This window comes from Ruegeria sp. HKCCD4884, from assembly GCF_013110855.1.
Lineage (GTDB): Bacteria > Pseudomonadota > Alphaproteobacteria > Rhodobacterales > Rhodobacteraceae > Ruegeria.
Genome location: NZ_WVRJ01000018.1, coordinates 59,013 through 75,229, shown reverse-complemented (window position 1 = coordinate 75,229; position 16,217 = coordinate 59,013). Strand labels below are relative to the sequence as shown.

Genomic DNA, 16,217 nt, shown 5'->3' with positions numbered 1-16,217 from the left:
TTTTTTTTTTGAGTTAATTTTGATCTGTGTTACGGTTCGCTTGTGTTTTCAGGCTGTCAGGTAATTTTGCGAGTGAGGTGTCCATGCGTATTTGGACTAAGGCTGCCCTTCTTTTGCTATTGGCTTCACCTGCCCATGCTTACATAGGACCGGGTGCAGGGCTTGGTGCCCTTTTCACCCTGATCGCAATTATCCTTGGGGCGGTTCTCCTGATTGTCGGTTTCCTGTGGTATCCGATCAAACGCGCACTTCGAAAAAGAAAGAACGGTGAATTGAAGGGCGAAGAGGTCGACGCCCAGCGATGATCATCGCTTTTGTCGTTTCCTTGCTGGCCGTTGCTGGTTTCGGGCTCGGCCTTTGGATACTGCGCATCGCCGCAGTGACAAAATGCATTGCAGATGACGCGATGCAGGGAATCTCAGCGATGCTGGACAGTGAACTGGACGACGATGCCAAGGAAGCTTTGGTGCGGAAATCTGGCTGGTCTCTCATGGTCGGCGCATGGAGGGTGTTCTGGCGATTTGGTGCAGCCCTTGCTGCTGCGGCATTTCCTATCGTGGTTATAGACGTAATCGGAATCGCCGATAGCGGTGAGGTCGTCACCATGATGTTGCACCCGGTATACATCGTGGGTGTCTCATTGGCGGCCATTCTTATCGTTCGACTGCTTTTCCGAAACAGGGGCGGACAGCACAAGGAAACAACTGCGCCCGGCACATATGGGGTCGCAGACCGGTTTGCGCATATGCTGGCCTTTTCCGGGTCGGGCTTCCACAAGGCATCAGCCAGGGTCGATGACTATGTTTTCAACAAGCGCGCGGACGATTTTAAGGTCGACCCTCCGATATTCATCACCTCCCTGGCGCGGGGTGGTACGACATCGCTGTTGAATGCCCTGTCTCAAGTTGATGGGCTTGCGACACATCTCTACCGTGACATGCCTTTCATAGCAGCTCCATACATGTGGAACGGTTTGGGGAACCTGATGAATCGTGAAGTCACTCAAGTCGAGCGCGCGCATGGGGACGGGCTTACAATCGGCCTCGACAGTCCGGAGGCATTCGACGAGATATTCTGGCATCTGTTCTGGCCGGATAAGTACAGGCGGGGCCGGATAGATATCTGGCATGAAACGGATTTTCGTGAGAATGCGCAGGTTTTTTTCAAATCGCATTTCAGAAAGATCTGCCATTTGCGCGCAGGGGAGGCGGCCGCGGATACTGGTGTTTCGCTGCGCTACCTGTCCAAAAACAATGCCAACATAGCCCGGTTGCGCCTTTTGCCGGACTTTTTCCCCGGGTGTAAGATTGTTGTGCCTCTGAGGCGCCCTGGCGCGCATGCCTGGTCGCTTCTGCGCCAGCACCGGAACTTCATGAAGCGTCAGGCTGAGGATGAGTTTGTGCTGCGCTACATGCGCGATATCGGTCATTTGGAGTTTGGATTGCTTTACCAGCCAATGGCATTTCCGGGCTTGGCCATAGATTGCTATGATCTTGATGACCCGAATTATTGGCTGGCCTATTGGATTGCGGCCTTCCGGGACGTCACAGAACAGAGTGAAAAATGCCACTTCGTAACCCAAGACGATCTTCGGGCCCGACCAAACGCGGTGCTTCCAGCTCTTTCTGAACGGCTGGATATTAATACGGGAACCATGGACTTCCGACAGTTCTTTCGGGCTGAGCCCGATGCCGATATCGACGAGGGACTTTGCGGTAACGCATTGATGCAAGCAAAGGATATCTATAATGGGCTGGCCGCCCGCGCAGTTAGGTGAGGCGGATGATCGATTGGTTAACGCATTAATTATGGTTGTAGGTATACTCCTCCAAAGGGCGATCTGATGGAAAATCTTCTTTTTAAGAAAATAGAACTTTGGGTTCTGGGGCTGGTTATGGTCGCAGCCTTTTTGGGAATGGTTCTATTTGGCGCCATCGTTCTCGATGAAGAGCGGGGGGAGGAAGAATTAGGGGGCGACCACTTCGGGCCCATAGGCGACGCTGCATTGGCGTTGGCTGAGATTCCCGAAAACGCTCGTCAGGGATTGAAGACGATAGGTCAGCCTGATCCGACTATGAGGGCCAAAACTCAAACGGATATGGCGGGAGGGTGGACATGGAATCAGCCCCCTGGTTCCAATGGTTTGAATGGGTTCTTGTTACTGAGCCGGTACGATGGTGATCAGACTCGGCATGTGATTGAATTGGTATCGCTTGCATCCGGAGAAACCGTTCAGACTTGGTCACCTGAGCCCGAGATGTTGTTGGCTAATGTTAGTAGACGTGCGGAGTTTGACCGGTGGGTTTATGAAAAACTTTGGACCAATACATATTTCCGTTTTGTTCATCCCTATCTGACCGAAGAAGGTGAACTTTTGTTGAAAGATCATAATACACCGCTGTTCTTACTAAGCGTGTGCGGCGATATCCGCTGGTGGCAGGATGAACATCTGTTTCACCACTCAAGCAATGCGGATGGAGAGGGCGGGTTCTGGGTTCCAAGCATGATGCTGGGAGCCTTGCCGGAAAAATATTCGCAAAGGTTTGTACGCGACGCATTGGCACGGTTGAATAACCAGGGCCAAGTGACCTTCAAGGTGGCACTGGATGAAATTTTATTTGAAAACGACCTGGGCCACCTGCTGTTTACCGGTGATCATTTCTATCACGACCCCATGCACCTGAACGACATTGAGCCGGTTTTGACTGATGGGCCTTATTGGAAGAAAGGAGACTTGTTTCTGAGCATCCGCAATCCCTCTCTTGTTATGTTATATCGCCCGTCAACAGAAGAAGTCGTCTGGTCGCAGACAGGGCCATGGTTGACACAGCACGATGTTGATATTCTGGATGATCACAGGATTTCTGTATTCAGCAACAACATGTATAATCTTGGACTGGGCCCATATGTTGAAGGTGTTAGCGAAGTTTTGATTTATGATTTTGAGACGGGCACAGTTGAAAGCCCGTTTCGTGATGTGTTGGAGCAGTTAAACGCTATAGCCAGCGTAGAAGGACTGCAGGAATTCACGCAATCGGGACACCTGATCTATGAAGAGACTACGCGCGGTCGAATATTTGTGCTTGATGCCTCCAGCAAGATTGTCGCGACCTATGTTAATAGGGCAGAAAATGGCGGAATTTACACTTTGGGCTGGTCACGCTATGTGCCCCAACTACACGGTGACAAAGCGTTAAGGGCGATTATGCGAAGTGGATGTTAGGTCTCATTCACCACTTAAAGCTTAATTAAAGTCTCGACTGATACAATGTTGTGATATGTGGTTAGTGAGTTGAAAAAATCTGGTTTTCTTATGCGGTGGGTATCAATTTTGAGTGGTGTGTTATTGGTGGCCGTTGCCACTTTTTTGTTGGTTCGCGAATGGGGCACAAGGGCATTTGGCCTGTATCCTACATCCTCGAAATAAATACTTATTTTCAATTGATTAAAAGAACAGGGGTGTTCCTTAGGGAGCATTCATATTTCAAGCGTGGTGAGAGCATTCCTGATCAGTGGTATACTGTGTACAATCCCGCCTTGGTTCCTGATGGCTATTTATTTGTTGCTAGGGGCGCGTTACCGGAACACATGACGGTTGCGGAACTGATCGATCCTTCGGGGAAAGTTGTTCATGAATGGCGCATCTCGTATTGCGATCTGATTGGTCCTAATGTGCCGGAAGTCCCGGCCCACGATGTAATTTTGCTGCCAGATACTTCGGTGGTGGCAAATTTTGAATCGCGCCCAGGCTTGATCCGAAGCGATGCCTGTGGAGGCCTGTTTGGTCTCGTGATGACGCCTATTTTCATCATTCTCTGGTACCGGATGAAGCCGGAGGCATCTGGACCTGGGAAGCGCACGGCAGCGCGGCCGCCCAAAACCAAAGACTGATCCGGTTTGATGAGGAAACGGGCGAAACCCTGAAAGCGCTAGACCTTCTTGAAGATATAATTTTGGGGAATGACCAGGGGCGTCTCCGTTTCGTGCTGCCAGAGAGCTTCCGCTTCAAGGAGAATACCGGAGAAGGCCCAGATGACATTTTTCATCCAAATGAACTTGAACCGCTGCCGGTTGACATGCCGTCAGCCTTCCCTGGTTTTGAGACTAGGGATCTTTTGATATCGCTGCCTAATTCAAACATGTTAGCTGTCATTGGTCGCGAGGATAATTCAATCAAATGGGCCGCCTGTGGGCCTTGGTGGAGGCAGCATGATCCTTATTTCCAACCCGACGGTACAATCACTGTGTTTTCTAACTTTCGGAACGCCAGCGGACAGAGGTGCTTCGATTAACTCCGGGTGCAAAAAATGATGTGTCTGTCGTGGCTGCAGGCAGCACATTCTACAGTGCCTTGATGGGAAAACACGAAGTAACGCCGGACGGAAATTTGTTGGTCATTTCGGCTTGGGGTGGACGCGTCATCGAGTTTGCACCGGACGGGAAGCTTATTTGGGGCAGGTTTCGGCCGCGCAGGTAATCAGCCTGGGGTATTTGAACGCGGGTTTGCCTCTTTGCATCGACGCTACTAAGTAGAAATAATCATTCAAGTGGGTGCTTCTTGTCTCTGCCCACGCTTCACTGGCGCCAGTAGATGAGAATTTCGCCGTCTCCAAGAGTTCCGGCAAACTCATGTACGAATTCCAGCGACCCTTCGGCGTCCTGCGCCAGTTCTGGTATGGCGCGAAACATCCGGCTGGGGAACAGGATGACGATTATCACCGGGCCGGGCTGGGCCATTGCCCGGGCATAGCCCTGCGGGTCGGCGATGGTTGTCCAGTCCGCGTTGAAATGGCTTTTGAATATCGGGCCCCCGGGATTGATCGCATAAATCCGGTCGGACGGGCCACGCGTTTGTTCCACCAGTTCAAATGCCCCGGCCAGATCCTGCTTTGGTGCCACATAGTTGCGCTGAACCAGAAATACCGACAGGGCCAGCATTGCAACCACACCGATGGCAAACAGGGGCCGTTCCAGCCCGGACTGGCCAATCACCCGCGCAACGACACCCGCGCCGTACCAGCAGCCAATGACGGCAAGTACGATCACAGGGGCGATATCGACGAAGAAAAACCTGGGCCAGACCCGCATATCGAGCGCCAGAAGAACGGCCAGCGTCACAGCGATATGCGCCACGATGCACAGAAAGAACAACGGCTGCGTTGAATGCGCGCCAACGGCACCCAGTGCGATTACAACCAATCCGCCGATGGCGACGATCAGCGTCAAGGCCCCGGTGCTGCCGACGGCGGTACGCACCCCTTCCAGAACGGTCCAAAGCGGGTTTTGATATTCCTGCATGGGGTCAACGGCGGATGAAGCTGAAATTTCACCCATTGTGCCGGCGATGCTGCTCAGGATCGGCAGATAGGCCAGAAGAACAAGAACAGAGGCCAAAGCCACGGCAATCAGCGGCTGCAGCACCCAGGTGCGGGTCAAAGGACCTCGGCCAAATCCGGTAACCAGCGAGATAAGCCATACCAGCCCCAAGGCGACAAAGAAAAAGGCTCCAGTCAGATGGGTGAAGACAGCGGCGGCGGCAGTACATGCGAAAGCGATCCAAAGTCTGAGGGTCGGTGTGCGCATTCCCCGCAAAAAGAAAATCAATCCAAGCGTGCTCCAGAACGCAAGCTCGGTATAGCCGCGGGCGTTCTGTGAAAACCAGACCTGATGATAGGACAGGGCGACAAGCAGGGCCGACACATGCGCGATACCCGATCCGGCAACATCCCGCGCCAGCCACCAGATGGCCGCGACGGTGCCAACACCGAACAGGACAGCCGGAAAGCGGTAAGCCCATGCCTGATCGCCAAATATCTGCGACATCAGCTTGGCCTTCATGCTGAAGAAATAATGATGGTTCATCGAATATTCGCGCATCATGTCCCCCCAAGGCAGGCGAACATGCGTGTCGACGGTCCAGATTTCATCGTACCACAGTGGTGCATTCAGCCCGGCCGTTCTGAGGACGGCGGCAATAAGCAGGATCAGTAGAAGGATCGCCAGATCATTACGGCCAAGTGTGGGGGATGGCTGGGTCATGAAGATGTCTCCGGTCACAGCTGGGGCAATTAAGGATCGTCATAAAATATCGATTGCCCGCACTGCAGATAGGCTCGTTTGTCCGTCAGCATAGGTCATATTCCTGTCCTGGGGGTCCTTACCGACTCCAACCGTATCCATCTGGGTAATTTAGACAGAAATAGACCCTGAAATCGAAACATTTTGAGAAAACTGTTTTAATTGTTAATTTGCGCAGAGCAGATTTGGTTTTTCGGCTTCGTGCAACAGCGCGGAAGTTGCAGTGTGTTTGGTCGTATTGTGGCTATGGGTTAGTGTTTTCAGGGTTAAAAGGTTCAATTATGGCGATACATAATCACTTATTATCACAGATAAAAATAGGTTCAGGCGACTTTGTCGTTGATGTCGGAGGCGGGCACCGCCCCTTTCACCGTGCCGATCTTGTGGTGGAAAAGTTCCCGTTTGATTCTGACCTGCACCGCAGCCAGCCGGTTATGTTTCCAGATGCGCCTTTGGTTATTGCCAGCGCCGAAAACCTGCCGATTGCGGACCAGTCCTGCGATTTGTTATTTTCGTCTCATTGCATCGAACATCTGCCGGATCCGCCGCAGTTTATCGAAGAAATCAAGCGCTGCGCAAAATCCGTTTACCTCGAGTTCCCATCCCGTAGGCTCGAGATGATGTTCGCTTGGAACTTTCATCCGTGGCTCATTGAGGTCGAGGGCACCCGGCTTATCTGTTATCGAAACGATGTGCCCCAGTTCTTTGGCGACATGTTCCATAAGGAGTATGATGCTGCGATCGGGGCTTGGGGTGAATTGCATCACGAAGAGCTGAACACATCACTGTATTGCAATACCTCAGAGCTTGAATGCGTAATTTCCGAGGAAACCGCGATTGAGATGCTGGTCCGAACCTCTCCACGAGGACAAGACAGGGTCAATATGTCATTGCCTGTCAGTCGCCCTCGCTATTCGTTAAGGCATGTACTCGCTCTGGCAGCTCAAAGTTATTTGCCAAGATCTGTATATGACTGGCTGCAAAAACCGCGTCGTTTTAAAACAACACCCACCGATCTGAGTTTGGATATCCTCCCAAACCTGAGATGCCTGGAATGTAATAAATCGGATTTGGCTCCGAAGAATGAGACGCTCGTTTGCTCTTGCGGCGCAATCTATGCCCGTGATCGTGGCGTGCTTGATTTCGATCACATATTGCATTGACTTTCGTCGCGAAAGACAAAGCGGAGGCGCGTTCACTCTATGATAAGCCTACGATACCCGGACCATCACGTGTTACGGGTGAATGCGGCATGGGTGCGGGTCAGAGCAGCGTTGGAGGTTTTAATCAGCAGCGTTTCGACCTTAAGGTAATAGAGATGCGCGACGGCGAGGTTGATGAGAAACAACACTATAACAAGTGTCATAAATATCAGATAGTTAAGGTTACTGCTGGTGGGCAGCATATACACAAGGGCCGGGATAAGGATCGCATGCAGCAGGTACAGCGCATAAGATGAATCGCCCAGAGGACTTAATCCATGAAACAGTTTCAGTCCCCGTTTGTTGCGTTCCAGTACGACCACTCCGGCCACCAGGAAGAAGCTGGGCACCCCCCAAAGCACAACGGCCGGATAGCGGTGGTAATCCAGCACAAGACTGGCTGCAAACCCCAGAAGCGCAACGACCACCATGGCTGCGCCTTGCCAGGCGGGCAGGGGGCGGGGCCGTGTCGCCATTATGCCAAGCAGGGCTCCTGCCGCAAACTCCAACAGCAGAGCGCTGGTCATCAGTCTTGGCAGACCAAAGGCCGTCTCGCTTGAGGGGGACCAGAAAACACCAATGGCGGCGCTGATCAGAAACAGAACGCTTAGCCAGATGACCCGTTGCAACAGAGGGATGCGCAACGCGATCAGCACCGCAAAAATGGCGTAGAAATAGACCTCATAGGCCAATGTCCATCCGACATCGATCAGGGCGCTGGCGCCATTTGGCAAAAGCAGTACGGATCCAATCCAGATCGTGGCCTGATCGGGAATCGCGCGGCCTGTGAGAAGGGCCAGAGGAATGCCGATACACGCCACCAGCCAGTAAGATGGATAGACCCGTGAAAACCGTTTGCGTAAAAAACGTGTCCAATCGCCGTTATTGTCCTGGTTTGTCCACATCATGATGAAACCGCTGACAACAAAAAAGATATGGACACCGGATGCACCGAGGCCGGCAATATAGGTTGTATTCGGAAACGAGACGCCGAGGCTTTGATGTAGCCAAATTACGCAGTGGTAAAGAGCAACGGCAGAGGCGGCAATCGCCCGAAGCGCCTGAATGGAATGAAGCACTGGTAAAACCTGAACACTGAAACTGCCAACAGCCTAGGGGACCGCAGCAAATTTCGTCAAGCTCTTCGCCGATGCCAGAAAGGGCGACCAAAGACCCGCTGCTATCCGGGTTTAAGGTGCCTGACCCGCAGCTCATTCATGACAGCTGTCTTTTCAGTTGCTATGAACATGTTGTGTTAAAACGGGTTTTGAGCAGATGCAGATTGAACAGATGATCCCGTCGGGCGTTTTGATTCTGACCGCACCCGCAGGGAGCAAGTTTAGCCGAAGAAGAAGCACTGTGTGAACCGGTTGCAGCGTCTATCGCCGAGAGTCGGTCAGGTACGATTGATTTCAACCCCGTCGACGGATCGCTTGTCCGGGTTCGACGGTCTGATTGAGAAAAGGGTAAAAGCGGATCAATGAAGAGTGGTGACACAAAATACTTGCTGATTTGCAATACGTCGGATGGTCTGATCGCTCAGCTCAACGGCATTGTCGTTCAATTGCAGTTTGCGCGCCGGATGGGAATGACGCCGATCATCTATCTGCATCAGAGAAGCTATATGTTTGGCGGTCCAAACCCGTACTTCGACGCCGAACACGGGCCCAATGTCTGGGACTATTACTATGAACCCGTTGGGGTGTCTGGCGACGAAATTCAGGCTCTGATAAAGGCTGAACGGGTCTATACCCTGTCCACGGCGTCCGAGTTGATGCGGCTGTATCGGTGGGAACCCAGAAGCTGGTTCATGAACCCCTACGGCTATTATCGCAGCGTCGAAAACCGGGCGGACGGGCCATATCCTGCGGATTGGTGGCAACAGGAACGGGACAAGGCCCGCGCGTTTCTGGACGATGGTACTGTACGCTTCAAGGCATCGCTCATGCGGCAGGTGGACAGGTTCCACGACGCAAAATTCCCCGAGCATACGCTGGGGTTGCAGTTGCGGGGCTCGGACAAGTTCGATTTTGGCGTCGGGCCCAACCTGTCCAGAAAGGTCGTCCCCGAAGAGTATTTCCCTTATATCAACCGCTATCTGGCCGAGCATCCGGACTGTGGCGGCATATTTGTGGCCACCGATCAGCGGCAGTGGCTCAAGGATCTGGAAAAGGCCTATCCGGACAAGATCATTTCCTATTCAGAAAAATCCCTCAGCGATACGGATGATAACCGCTTTCATGATGCCGACGAAAAGGCCGCGCGCGGGATCGAGGTTCTTGTGGATCTGTTGCTGCTGTCGCGGTGCCAGTACATCATAAAATGCCACGCGGCCGTCGGCGAGATGGCAGCAACCCTGAACCGGGATGTGGATTTCATCGACCTGAACTATCAGACGCAACCGATGCGGGCGCGCCGCAAGGCCCTGTCCGTTGTTGCCGTGCCTTGTATCAGGCTGCTCTGCGCGCTGTGGAAAATGCTGTCCGAGAACGGTCTGGCGCTGGAAAAGGTTGTCTCGGTTCAGGAAGACACAGTCATGGTGGGATCCCGCCCGCGCCCGCTGAACACGAAAGTGGCCGAGGGGGAAAAGGCCCCAAAACCACCTCTGATGTCGGGGCGTTTCATTTCTGCGGGGTTTGATTGGGTGCTCCGGTCGTTGGCCGAAATGTGTTTCGACTATGAAAAGATCGACCGTCCAGGCTAGACCCTGCGGCGCGTAGGGCAGGGGGCGCTCTGAAATAAAGAGAAACATCCGAAGTATCAGCGACTTAAGCGGCCTATGCTTCGGGTGTTTCGATGTTTTCAGAGACCAGGGTCCGGGGCCGTGCCCGGTTCAGCTGGCCTGTGCGCGGGCGATCTGCCGCCCTGGTTTCTCCAGTCCGCGTTCTGTCAGGGATTCCTCGAAATCCTGCGCCAGAGCCTCGCGGTCATGGCTGTCGAAATACCAGCGGATCGTACGGTCCAGCCCGTCCGAGAAGCTGACTTCGGGCTCCCAGTCTAACAGGGTCTTGGCCAGGCTGTTATCGGCCACCCGGTTGTATGGGCCGGTTGGTTTGCTCAGATCTCGCTTGATCTCGGCATCGCGGTTGGTGCGCTCAAGGATCATCTGTGCGGCCTGCAGAACGGATGTGCGTTCCATTGTGCCCAGGTTGATCGCGGTGCCGTCCTCGATCCGCTCAGCTGCGCGGATCGTGCCTTCGACGATATCCGATACATAGGTCCAGTTGCGGATCTGTTCTCCGGTACCCCAGACGATAAAGGGGTTCTGTTGCAGGAACGCCCGCCCGATCATTGCAACCACCGCGTGGTTAGCCGGGCAGCGTTCGCCATAGGCGGTGAAATAGCGCACCGAGGCGCATTTGAACCCATGCTCTTCGTGATAGGCCTTGAGCGACAGCTCTGCCATCAGCTTGGCCCAACCATAAAGGTCATCGGCCTCATAGGGCGGTTTCACCAGATCTTCGGTCAGATACAGGGTCTCGCTGGGGTCAGCCTGGATGCTGGTCGGATAGACACAGCCCGAGGACGCGAAGGTAAATTGTTCAACCCCGGCCTTGTGCGCCTCGCGGATCATGATGCTGTCCAGCGCCAGATTGGTCGAACAGGCCGCCTGGTGGGTGCTGATATAGCCGCGCCCGCCATGGGTGGCGGCCAGGTGAAACACGACATTCATGTCCGATACGGCCTTGGCGGCGGTTGTCGGGTCCAGCAGGTCAGCCTCGGCAAATTCCACCCGGCCGCTTTGCAGGACGTCGTCGATATTTTCGCGAATTCCGCTGGAAAGGTCGTCAACAACCCGGACATATGCGCCGCGCTTAACCAGGCTTTCCACAAGATGGGATCCGATAAAAGAACACCCGCCTGTCACGAGCACGTTCTTTGAAGACCAATCCATTTTTCAATCCTTTCAAACCAACTCAATCTGTACATTCGCCGCCCGCGCAATCCGATGGCCGCAGAAAACCGGGCCAGCTTGGGCAAACGCCGATAAAACAATGAACGCTCCACCGTTCCGATGAAAACTCTGACGGCAAAAATCCCGCCCGTCAACAACCCCGATTGACAGCTTTTGCTGCGTGTGCACGCTTTTGTTTCAGACGGTCGGGTCGTGTGGAATTTGCGATCGAATGGCCGCCGCCGGAAACCTGTTTGCCAGCAACGGAATGTCGATGAAACGAGAGTTCACCACCAGCGTGGCCTGGAGCACAGCAGCCAGCTGGGTGGAGCAAATTGCAGCAGCCCTTATTTTTCTGGTCATTGCCAAGCTGATCGGGGTGGAAAGCTTTGGCATTGTTTCGATGGCGTTTGCCTTCCTGTTTCTGGGTGAGTTTCTGGTCCGTGACACGATCGCCGAGGCCATCGTCGAGCGGCACAAAATTGAACCCGGACGGCTCGAGGCCACCTTTGCTATTCTGATGGCCCTTTCCGTGGTGATCGTTCTTGTTTTGGTGGTAATCGCGCATATCGCGGCGATTGTTTACAAAGAGCCAATTGTCACCCCGCTGCTGATTGCGGCCAGCCCGACCGTTCTGATGATCGCCGCGGCGGGTGTTCCGCTGGCGCTGCTCAGGCGGCGGTTGGCATATAAGACACTGGCGATCCGCACGGTTGTCGGGGTGATGCTGGGGGGGAGCGTGGGCATCGGGATGGCGCTGAACGGGTTTGGCGCCTGGAGCCTTGTGGGTCAGCGCCTGACCGAAATTGCGGTCAACAGCCTTCTGACCTTTATCGCAGCAGGGTGGGTGCCCAGAAAATGGCCTTCCCGGTCTGAACTGGCGCTGGTGCGGGGACTGGGGCCTCGGGTTCTGCAATTGCGGTTTGTGACACTGGTCATCTTTCAGACACCAACTGTCATGCTGGGTTATTTTGCCGATCCGCGTGCGGTGGGCTTGTTTGCCTTTGCCGCGCGGCTGGCCGAGATCGTTCTGACCGTGTTTGTCAAAAACCTTCAGGGCGTGGCGCAATCGGTCGTAGCCGAGCTGCGCCGCAAGCGGGACGCGACGGCGGGATTTTATCTGGACCTGACTGAACTTGCCGCTATCAGCGGCTTTGTGGCCTATGCGGGTTTGGCCCTGATTTCTTATCCTTTGGTCGAACTTCTTCTGGGCCCCGACTGGCGCGAGGCCGGTCAGATCCTGCCTTTCTTGTGTCTGGCTTATGCGGTGATTTCTCTGACGTCCATTCAAGAGGCCTATCTGCTGGCCGTCGACAGGCCGAAACCCTTTTTATGGGCTACCCTTGCAGAGGCCGTCCTTGGCCTGATCCTGATTGCCTTGGCCAGCCGGTACGGCCCGGTTGCAACCGCTGCTGCCGTGGCGGTACGGGCACTGGTGGCCCTACCGCTGCGCATGAGGGCGACCCATGTGCCCGAGGGCATTTCGGCCCTGCAGTTTCTGCGTGTCCTCAAGGCACCGCTGGTCCTTGCCGCAGGGATGTCCTTGATTGTCGGGACATGGCGGCTGGCGATGCTTGGTCATATTCCCGATGCGCTTTATGTTGCGTCGGCAATTCTGATCGGGGCCGGATCTGTGGGTTTGATCCTGTTTTGCTTCATGCCGGGCGCTGTTGCCCGGCTGCGCACGTTTACGCATGCCTCGCCATGAAGGGGGGTGGGATGTTAAAGTTGGTTTTAAAATGAAACGTCCCGGGGAGAGCCGCCATTGATCCGAAAGCTGTTCCTCGTCGTTGACGTATAGGGTGTTTGAGTACCATCAGGTTGTGACCGGAGGTCCGCTGATGACACATCGCGGTTTTTTGGGGATTTTTCGGCAAAAGGGATTGGGTCTGTAATTGTGTTACGAGTGAGATTGGTATGATGAACGATGCGCAGAATGTGACGGGTTCAGAGGGTAGCCCACTGATCCTGCCCAGGATTGCCCTAGGGCTTTGCGCCATGGCCCTGTTTGTGCTTGCCCTGACCGGGGCTGTCAGCCCGGCGGCTTTGTCTCGTGTCGAATGCTGGTGGCTGATGATCGCCTCGGTTGCGGTGCTTGCGATCAGCGTCACCTTGCGTACGCCCTGGCAGCTGGCTGGTCTGGCCGCTGCGCTTTTTGTGGCCGGGCTGGGGGCGCAGCTGGCTATACGAAGCCCGGTCTGGTTTCAGCATGTCCGTTTTTCGCCGCCGCTTTTCGCATATTCCATGCTGGCCGTGATCGCGGCCCAGGGGGCCGCGACCGCGCTGGTATGGTGGCGGCACAGGCTTGTGGGTCACGTCATCCGGGCGTGTTCAGATCTGGGGTGGGTGCGTGTGGTTCTGTTCCTGCTGGTGATGGTTGCGGCGTCAAAGGGGGTGATGGATTTCATCGCCTCTGAAACCTATCCCAGACTGGTTAAACATGTGATCATCGGTTCCCTATTCGCGGGCCTGAACCTTGCAAGTTTCGTCGCCATTCTGGCCGCCATGCCAGCAGACAGGCTGACCGGCCTGAGCACGCGGCTTGCGAAATCGCTCAGCCTGCCCGGAAGCGGCGATGAGATACGCAGATTTGACCGGGCCTTTCCCTATTGCCTGGCGATCGGGCTTTTCCTGATCTCAACCCTGATCAGCTTGGCGGCGTTCAGGGGCGTGCCGCATCTGGACGATATTCTATATGTCTTCCATGCCCGCTATCTTGCCGACGGTCTGGTGACGCTGCCGATCCCACCGTCAACCGACGCATTCGACCACTACCTGATGGACAGCTATCAGGACCGATGGTTTGTGACCACGTTTCCCGGTTGGCCGGTGCTATTGGCCTTTGGTCTGCAGATCGGAATGCCCTGGATCGTCAACCCGTTGCTGGCGGCCATCAGCGTGCTGCTGCTGCATCGCTTTATGAGGGTGCTGACCGATCGGGGGACCGCCAATCTTGCGGCCCTGCTTATGGCGATCTCGCCCTGGTACATCTCGATGGCGGCGACGCAGCTGATCCATACCTTCACCTATGCTTTGATCCTGGGGGCCTGGGTCCTGTTGTTGAAGGCACGGGAACGCCCCTCGGTTCTCTTGCCGTTTATTGCCGGGGCGCTTTTGGGGTGGCTTGTGATGACCAGACCGCTGGAAGGGTTCTACATGGGGGTGCTGACGGGGCTGTGGACGCTGAGTTTTCTGAAAGACAAACGTCACTGGCAGACCGTCATTGCCTTTGGCCTGGGCTGTATCGCGGTCGGGGGGCTGATCTTTCCTTATGTGATCCACCTGACCGGAGATGCATTCTCGACCCCGTTGAACACCTATTACGACAAGTTCTGGGGGCCGGGATCCAACGCATTGGGATTTGGCCCTGATATTGGCGCACCCGATTGGGGCAATGTCGACGTCTTCAAGGGGCACAGCCCGTTGGAAGCCCTGATCAACGCGCAGCAGAACCTGTATGAGCTCAACTTCTCATTGTTCGGTTGGGGTGGGACATCGCTGGCCTTCGCGCTGTTCTTCGTCTTGTGGGGTCAATGGACCCGACTGACCGCCGCGATGGCCGTGATCATCGTTGTGACGGCCGGGTTTTACGCCCTGTTCTGGTTCTATGGCGGGTTTTTTGCCGGACCACGCTATTGGTTCATGATGATCGTGCCGCTGCTGATCCTGACCGCCTTTGGGGTGGTGAGTGCTGTGCAGAGGCTGACCCGCATCTACCCCGCGGCTCTGGTGGCGCAGCGGATCGGCGGCGGGATTGTCCTGTTGTGCCTGTGCTCGGTTCTGGTGTTCGAAAGCTGGTTGGGGTTCAACCGATACCCCGGGATCAATGGCTATCACGCGGAATATCAGGACCTTGCCCGGCAGGAGCAATACCGTAACAGTCTGATGTTCATCTCGACAGATGTGGACAAAGAGTTCGGCAGCGCCTTCTGGCTGAACGATTTCAGCGCCACTTCGGACAGCCCGCTTTTTGCGCGTGATCTGGGACCTGAAAGCAATCGTGACATTGCCGCAGCTTATCCGGACCGGGTGATCTTCTTCGTCGATGGGCGTTCCTCAACCCGGGATCGGGTGGTGGTGATCAGCGGCCCCGTCTCTCTGGCAGATTTGGAGTAACGCCGCCCGTGCAGGGTTGCTGCGGTCCCGGCAATGGCCGGGGTCGGACCCTCTGACGGAGTGTCAGAAATACTCCTTCAGTCTCTTGGAGCGTTTGATGTCGGAAGGCAGCGCAATCAGGTGCCGCGCCAGTCGGGCGAGGGCTCTCATTCCGGGAATGGCTTTCAGCGCCGACATGCTCTGAGATTTGTTCAGAAACTGCTCATAGGCCTGGTTGTCGGCGTGCCGGAAATCCTTTGCATCGAGGTCCTTTCCGCCATTGTCGGTTGGGGCCGAGGCGACGGAGGTTGCCTTGCGGTTTACTTCGAACACGACGAAAGATTCATAGAAACGGATCCCCCAGACCCGCTTTTCTGACGCCTCGGAGACCAGCTTGGAAAAGCGTTTGTTGATGCGATCCACCATGTTTGTGGCGTATTTTATGAATGAGCGGCTCTTGAACCCGAACCCTTCCATGTAAGAGGTGTGGGTGTCCTCGACGACCAGCAGACCGCCTTCGCGGATATGCGGCAGCAGGCATTCGGTGGTGATGATCTGTTGTTCGTATGTGTGGCCACCATCATCCAGAAGGATGTCAATTTCGCCGACCTGTTTGGCCAGATTTTCCAGAAAGTCCGGATCGCTCTGGCTGCCTATGAAGATTTCGAACCCTTCCTGTTCCCATCGCTTTGCCTCGGGGTTCAGTTCAACGCCGATGATGCGGGCCTGGGGGCCAAAGAACTCGCGCCACATGAACAATGAGCCACCGCCCAGAACCCCAATCTCGATAAAGGTGATGTCCTTGCCGATATAGGGCGTAAAAAGCGTGTCATACACATCGAAATAGGTGCTGTGTTTTTTACTTTTATAGGGGCTGTTCTGATAGGCCTGATAGCTTTTGGAATTCATCATCGCGTTTGCCTTGGATCGTACCATTTAAGAAATCT

The 16,217-nt window shown here is 54.8% G+C and carries 13 protein-coding genes; 9 read left to right on the top strand and 4 right to left on the bottom strand.

What is annotated here, in order from left to right:
* Window positions 1-83: 83 nt before the first annotated feature.
* The 5 genes from GS636_RS20760 to GS636_RS22950 all read left to right on the top strand — a co-directional run bounded on the left by GS636_RS20760 (window position 84) and on the right by GS636_RS22950 (window position 4,292).
* The gene (locus tag GS636_RS20760) at window positions 84-305 is read left to right on the top strand and encodes a hypothetical protein (protein ID WP_171672229.1); all 222 of its coding nucleotides are present in this window, start codon (window positions 84-86) and stop codon (window positions 303-305) included.
* Window positions 302-1,777 carry a sulfotransferase gene (locus GS636_RS20755; RefSeq protein WP_171672226.1) on the top strand — a complete coding sequence of 492 codons (1,476 nt, stop codon included), beginning with the start codon at window positions 302-304 and terminating at the stop codon, window positions 1,775-1,777. The genes GS636_RS20760 and GS636_RS20755 overlap by 4 nt, the downstream gene beginning before the upstream one ends.
* A 66-nt stretch (window positions 1,778-1,843) precedes the next feature.
* Entirely contained in the window at window positions 1,844-3,223 is a 1,380-nt protein-coding gene (locus GS636_RS20750) for an arylsulfotransferase family protein (protein ID WP_171672224.1), read from the top strand.
* 95 nt (window positions 3,224-3,318) lie between these two features.
* Entirely contained in the window at window positions 3,319-3,891 is a 573-nt protein-coding gene (locus GS636_RS22770; RefSeq protein ID WP_253762936.1) for a hypothetical protein, read from the top strand.
* Complete coding sequence (locus tag GS636_RS22950) at window positions 3,816-4,292, top strand: arylsulfotransferase family protein (protein WP_371808759.1); 477 nt, start codon at window positions 3,816-3,818, stop codon at window positions 4,290-4,292. The genes GS636_RS22770 and GS636_RS22950 overlap by 76 nt, the downstream gene beginning before the upstream one ends.
* Window positions 4,293-4,575: 283 nt before the next feature.
* Here the strand turns inward: GS636_RS22950 and GS636_RS20740 are convergent, their stop codons facing one another.
* A complete protein-coding gene (locus tag GS636_RS20740; RefSeq protein ID WP_171672221.1) occupies window positions 4,576-6,039 on the bottom strand; it encodes a glycosyltransferase family 39 protein in 1,464 nt (487 codons plus the stop codon).
* A gap of 320 nt (window positions 6,040-6,359) precedes the next feature.
* Here GS636_RS20740 and GS636_RS20735 point away from each other — a divergent pair, with 320 nt between their 5' ends.
* On the top strand, window positions 6,360-7,241 hold the full coding sequence (locus GS636_RS20735) for a class I SAM-dependent methyltransferase (protein ID WP_171648898.1): 882 nt from the start codon (window positions 6,360-6,362) through the stop codon (window positions 7,239-7,241).
* Between the two features lie 65 nt (window positions 7,242-7,306).
* Here the strand turns inward: GS636_RS20735 and GS636_RS20730 are convergent, their stop codons facing one another.
* Window positions 7,307-8,359, bottom strand: a complete 1,053-nt coding sequence (locus GS636_RS20730; RefSeq protein ID WP_171672219.1) for an acyltransferase — start codon at window positions 8,357-8,359, stop codon at window positions 7,307-7,309.
* A gap of 401 nt (window positions 8,360-8,760) precedes the next feature.
* On the opposite strand from GS636_RS20730, the gene GS636_RS20725 reads away from it, so the two are divergent.
* A complete protein-coding gene (locus GS636_RS20725) occupies window positions 8,761-9,984 on the top strand; it encodes a hypothetical protein (protein ID WP_171672216.1) in 1,224 nt (407 codons plus the stop codon).
* Between the two features lie 129 nt (window positions 9,985-10,113).
* Here the strand turns inward: GS636_RS20725 and GS636_RS20720 are convergent, their stop codons facing one another.
* Window positions 10,114-11,175, bottom strand: a complete 1,062-nt coding sequence (locus tag GS636_RS20720; protein ID WP_171189056.1) for an NAD-dependent epimerase/dehydratase family protein — start codon at window positions 11,173-11,175, stop codon at window positions 10,114-10,116.
* Between the two features lie 232 nt (window positions 11,176-11,407).
* Here GS636_RS20720 and GS636_RS20715 point away from each other — a divergent pair, with 232 nt between their 5' ends.
* Both GS636_RS20715 and GS636_RS20710 read left to right on the top strand, forming a co-directional pair.
* Entirely contained in the window at window positions 11,408-12,883 is a 1,476-nt protein-coding gene (locus GS636_RS20715) for an oligosaccharide flippase family protein (RefSeq protein WP_171672214.1), read from the top strand.
* 209 nt (window positions 12,884-13,092) lie between these two features.
* On the top strand, window positions 13,093-15,291 hold the full coding sequence (locus tag GS636_RS20710; RefSeq protein WP_171672211.1) for a glycosyltransferase family 39 protein: 2,199 nt from the start codon (window positions 13,093-13,095) through the stop codon (window positions 15,289-15,291).
* 63 nt (window positions 15,292-15,354) lie between these two features.
* Here GS636_RS20710 and GS636_RS20705 read toward each other — a convergent pair whose 3' ends face one another.
* A complete protein-coding gene (locus GS636_RS20705; RefSeq protein ID WP_253762934.1) occupies window positions 15,355-16,206 on the bottom strand; it encodes a class I SAM-dependent methyltransferase in 852 nt (283 codons plus the stop codon).
* Window positions 16,207-16,217 lie beyond the last annotated feature (11 nt).

What these genes read in the sequence shown, in the direction of transcription:
- GS636_RS20760 (WP_171672229.1), top strand. Translation starts at nt 84, where the DNA reads ATGCGTATTTGGACTAAGGCTGCCCTTCTTTTGCTATTGGCTTCACCT.
- GS636_RS20755 (WP_171672226.1), top strand. Translation starts at nt 302, where the DNA reads ATGATCATCGCTTTTGTCGTTTCCTTGCTGGCCGTTGCTGGTTTCGGG.
- GS636_RS20750 (WP_171672224.1), top strand. Translation starts at nt 1,844, where the DNA reads ATGGAAAATCTTCTTTTTAAGAAAATAGAACTTTGGGTTCTGGGGCTG.
- GS636_RS20740 (WP_171672221.1), bottom strand. Translation starts at nt 6,039, where the DNA reads ATGACCCAGCCATCCCCCACACTTGGCCGTAATGATCTGGCGATCCTT.
- GS636_RS20735 (WP_171648898.1), top strand. Translation starts at nt 6,360, where the DNA reads ATGGCGATACATAATCACTTATTATCACAGATAAAAATAGGTTCAGGC.
- GS636_RS20725 (WP_171672216.1), top strand. Translation starts at nt 8,761, where the DNA reads ATGAAGAGTGGTGACACAAAATACTTGCTGATTTGCAATACGTCGGAT.
- GS636_RS20720 (WP_171189056.1), bottom strand. Translation starts at nt 11,175, where the DNA reads ATGGATTGGTCTTCAAAGAACGTGCTCGTGACAGGCGGGTGTTCTTTT.
- GS636_RS20715 (WP_171672214.1), top strand. Translation starts at nt 11,408, where the DNA reads ATGGCCGCCGCCGGAAACCTGTTTGCCAGCAACGGAATGTCGATGAAA.
- GS636_RS20710 (WP_171672211.1), top strand. Translation starts at nt 13,093, where the DNA reads ATGATGAACGATGCGCAGAATGTGACGGGTTCAGAGGGTAGCCCACTG.
- GS636_RS20705 (WP_253762934.1), bottom strand. Translation starts at nt 16,206, where the DNA reads ATGGTACGATCCAAGGCAAACGCGATGATGAATTCCAAAAGCTATCAG.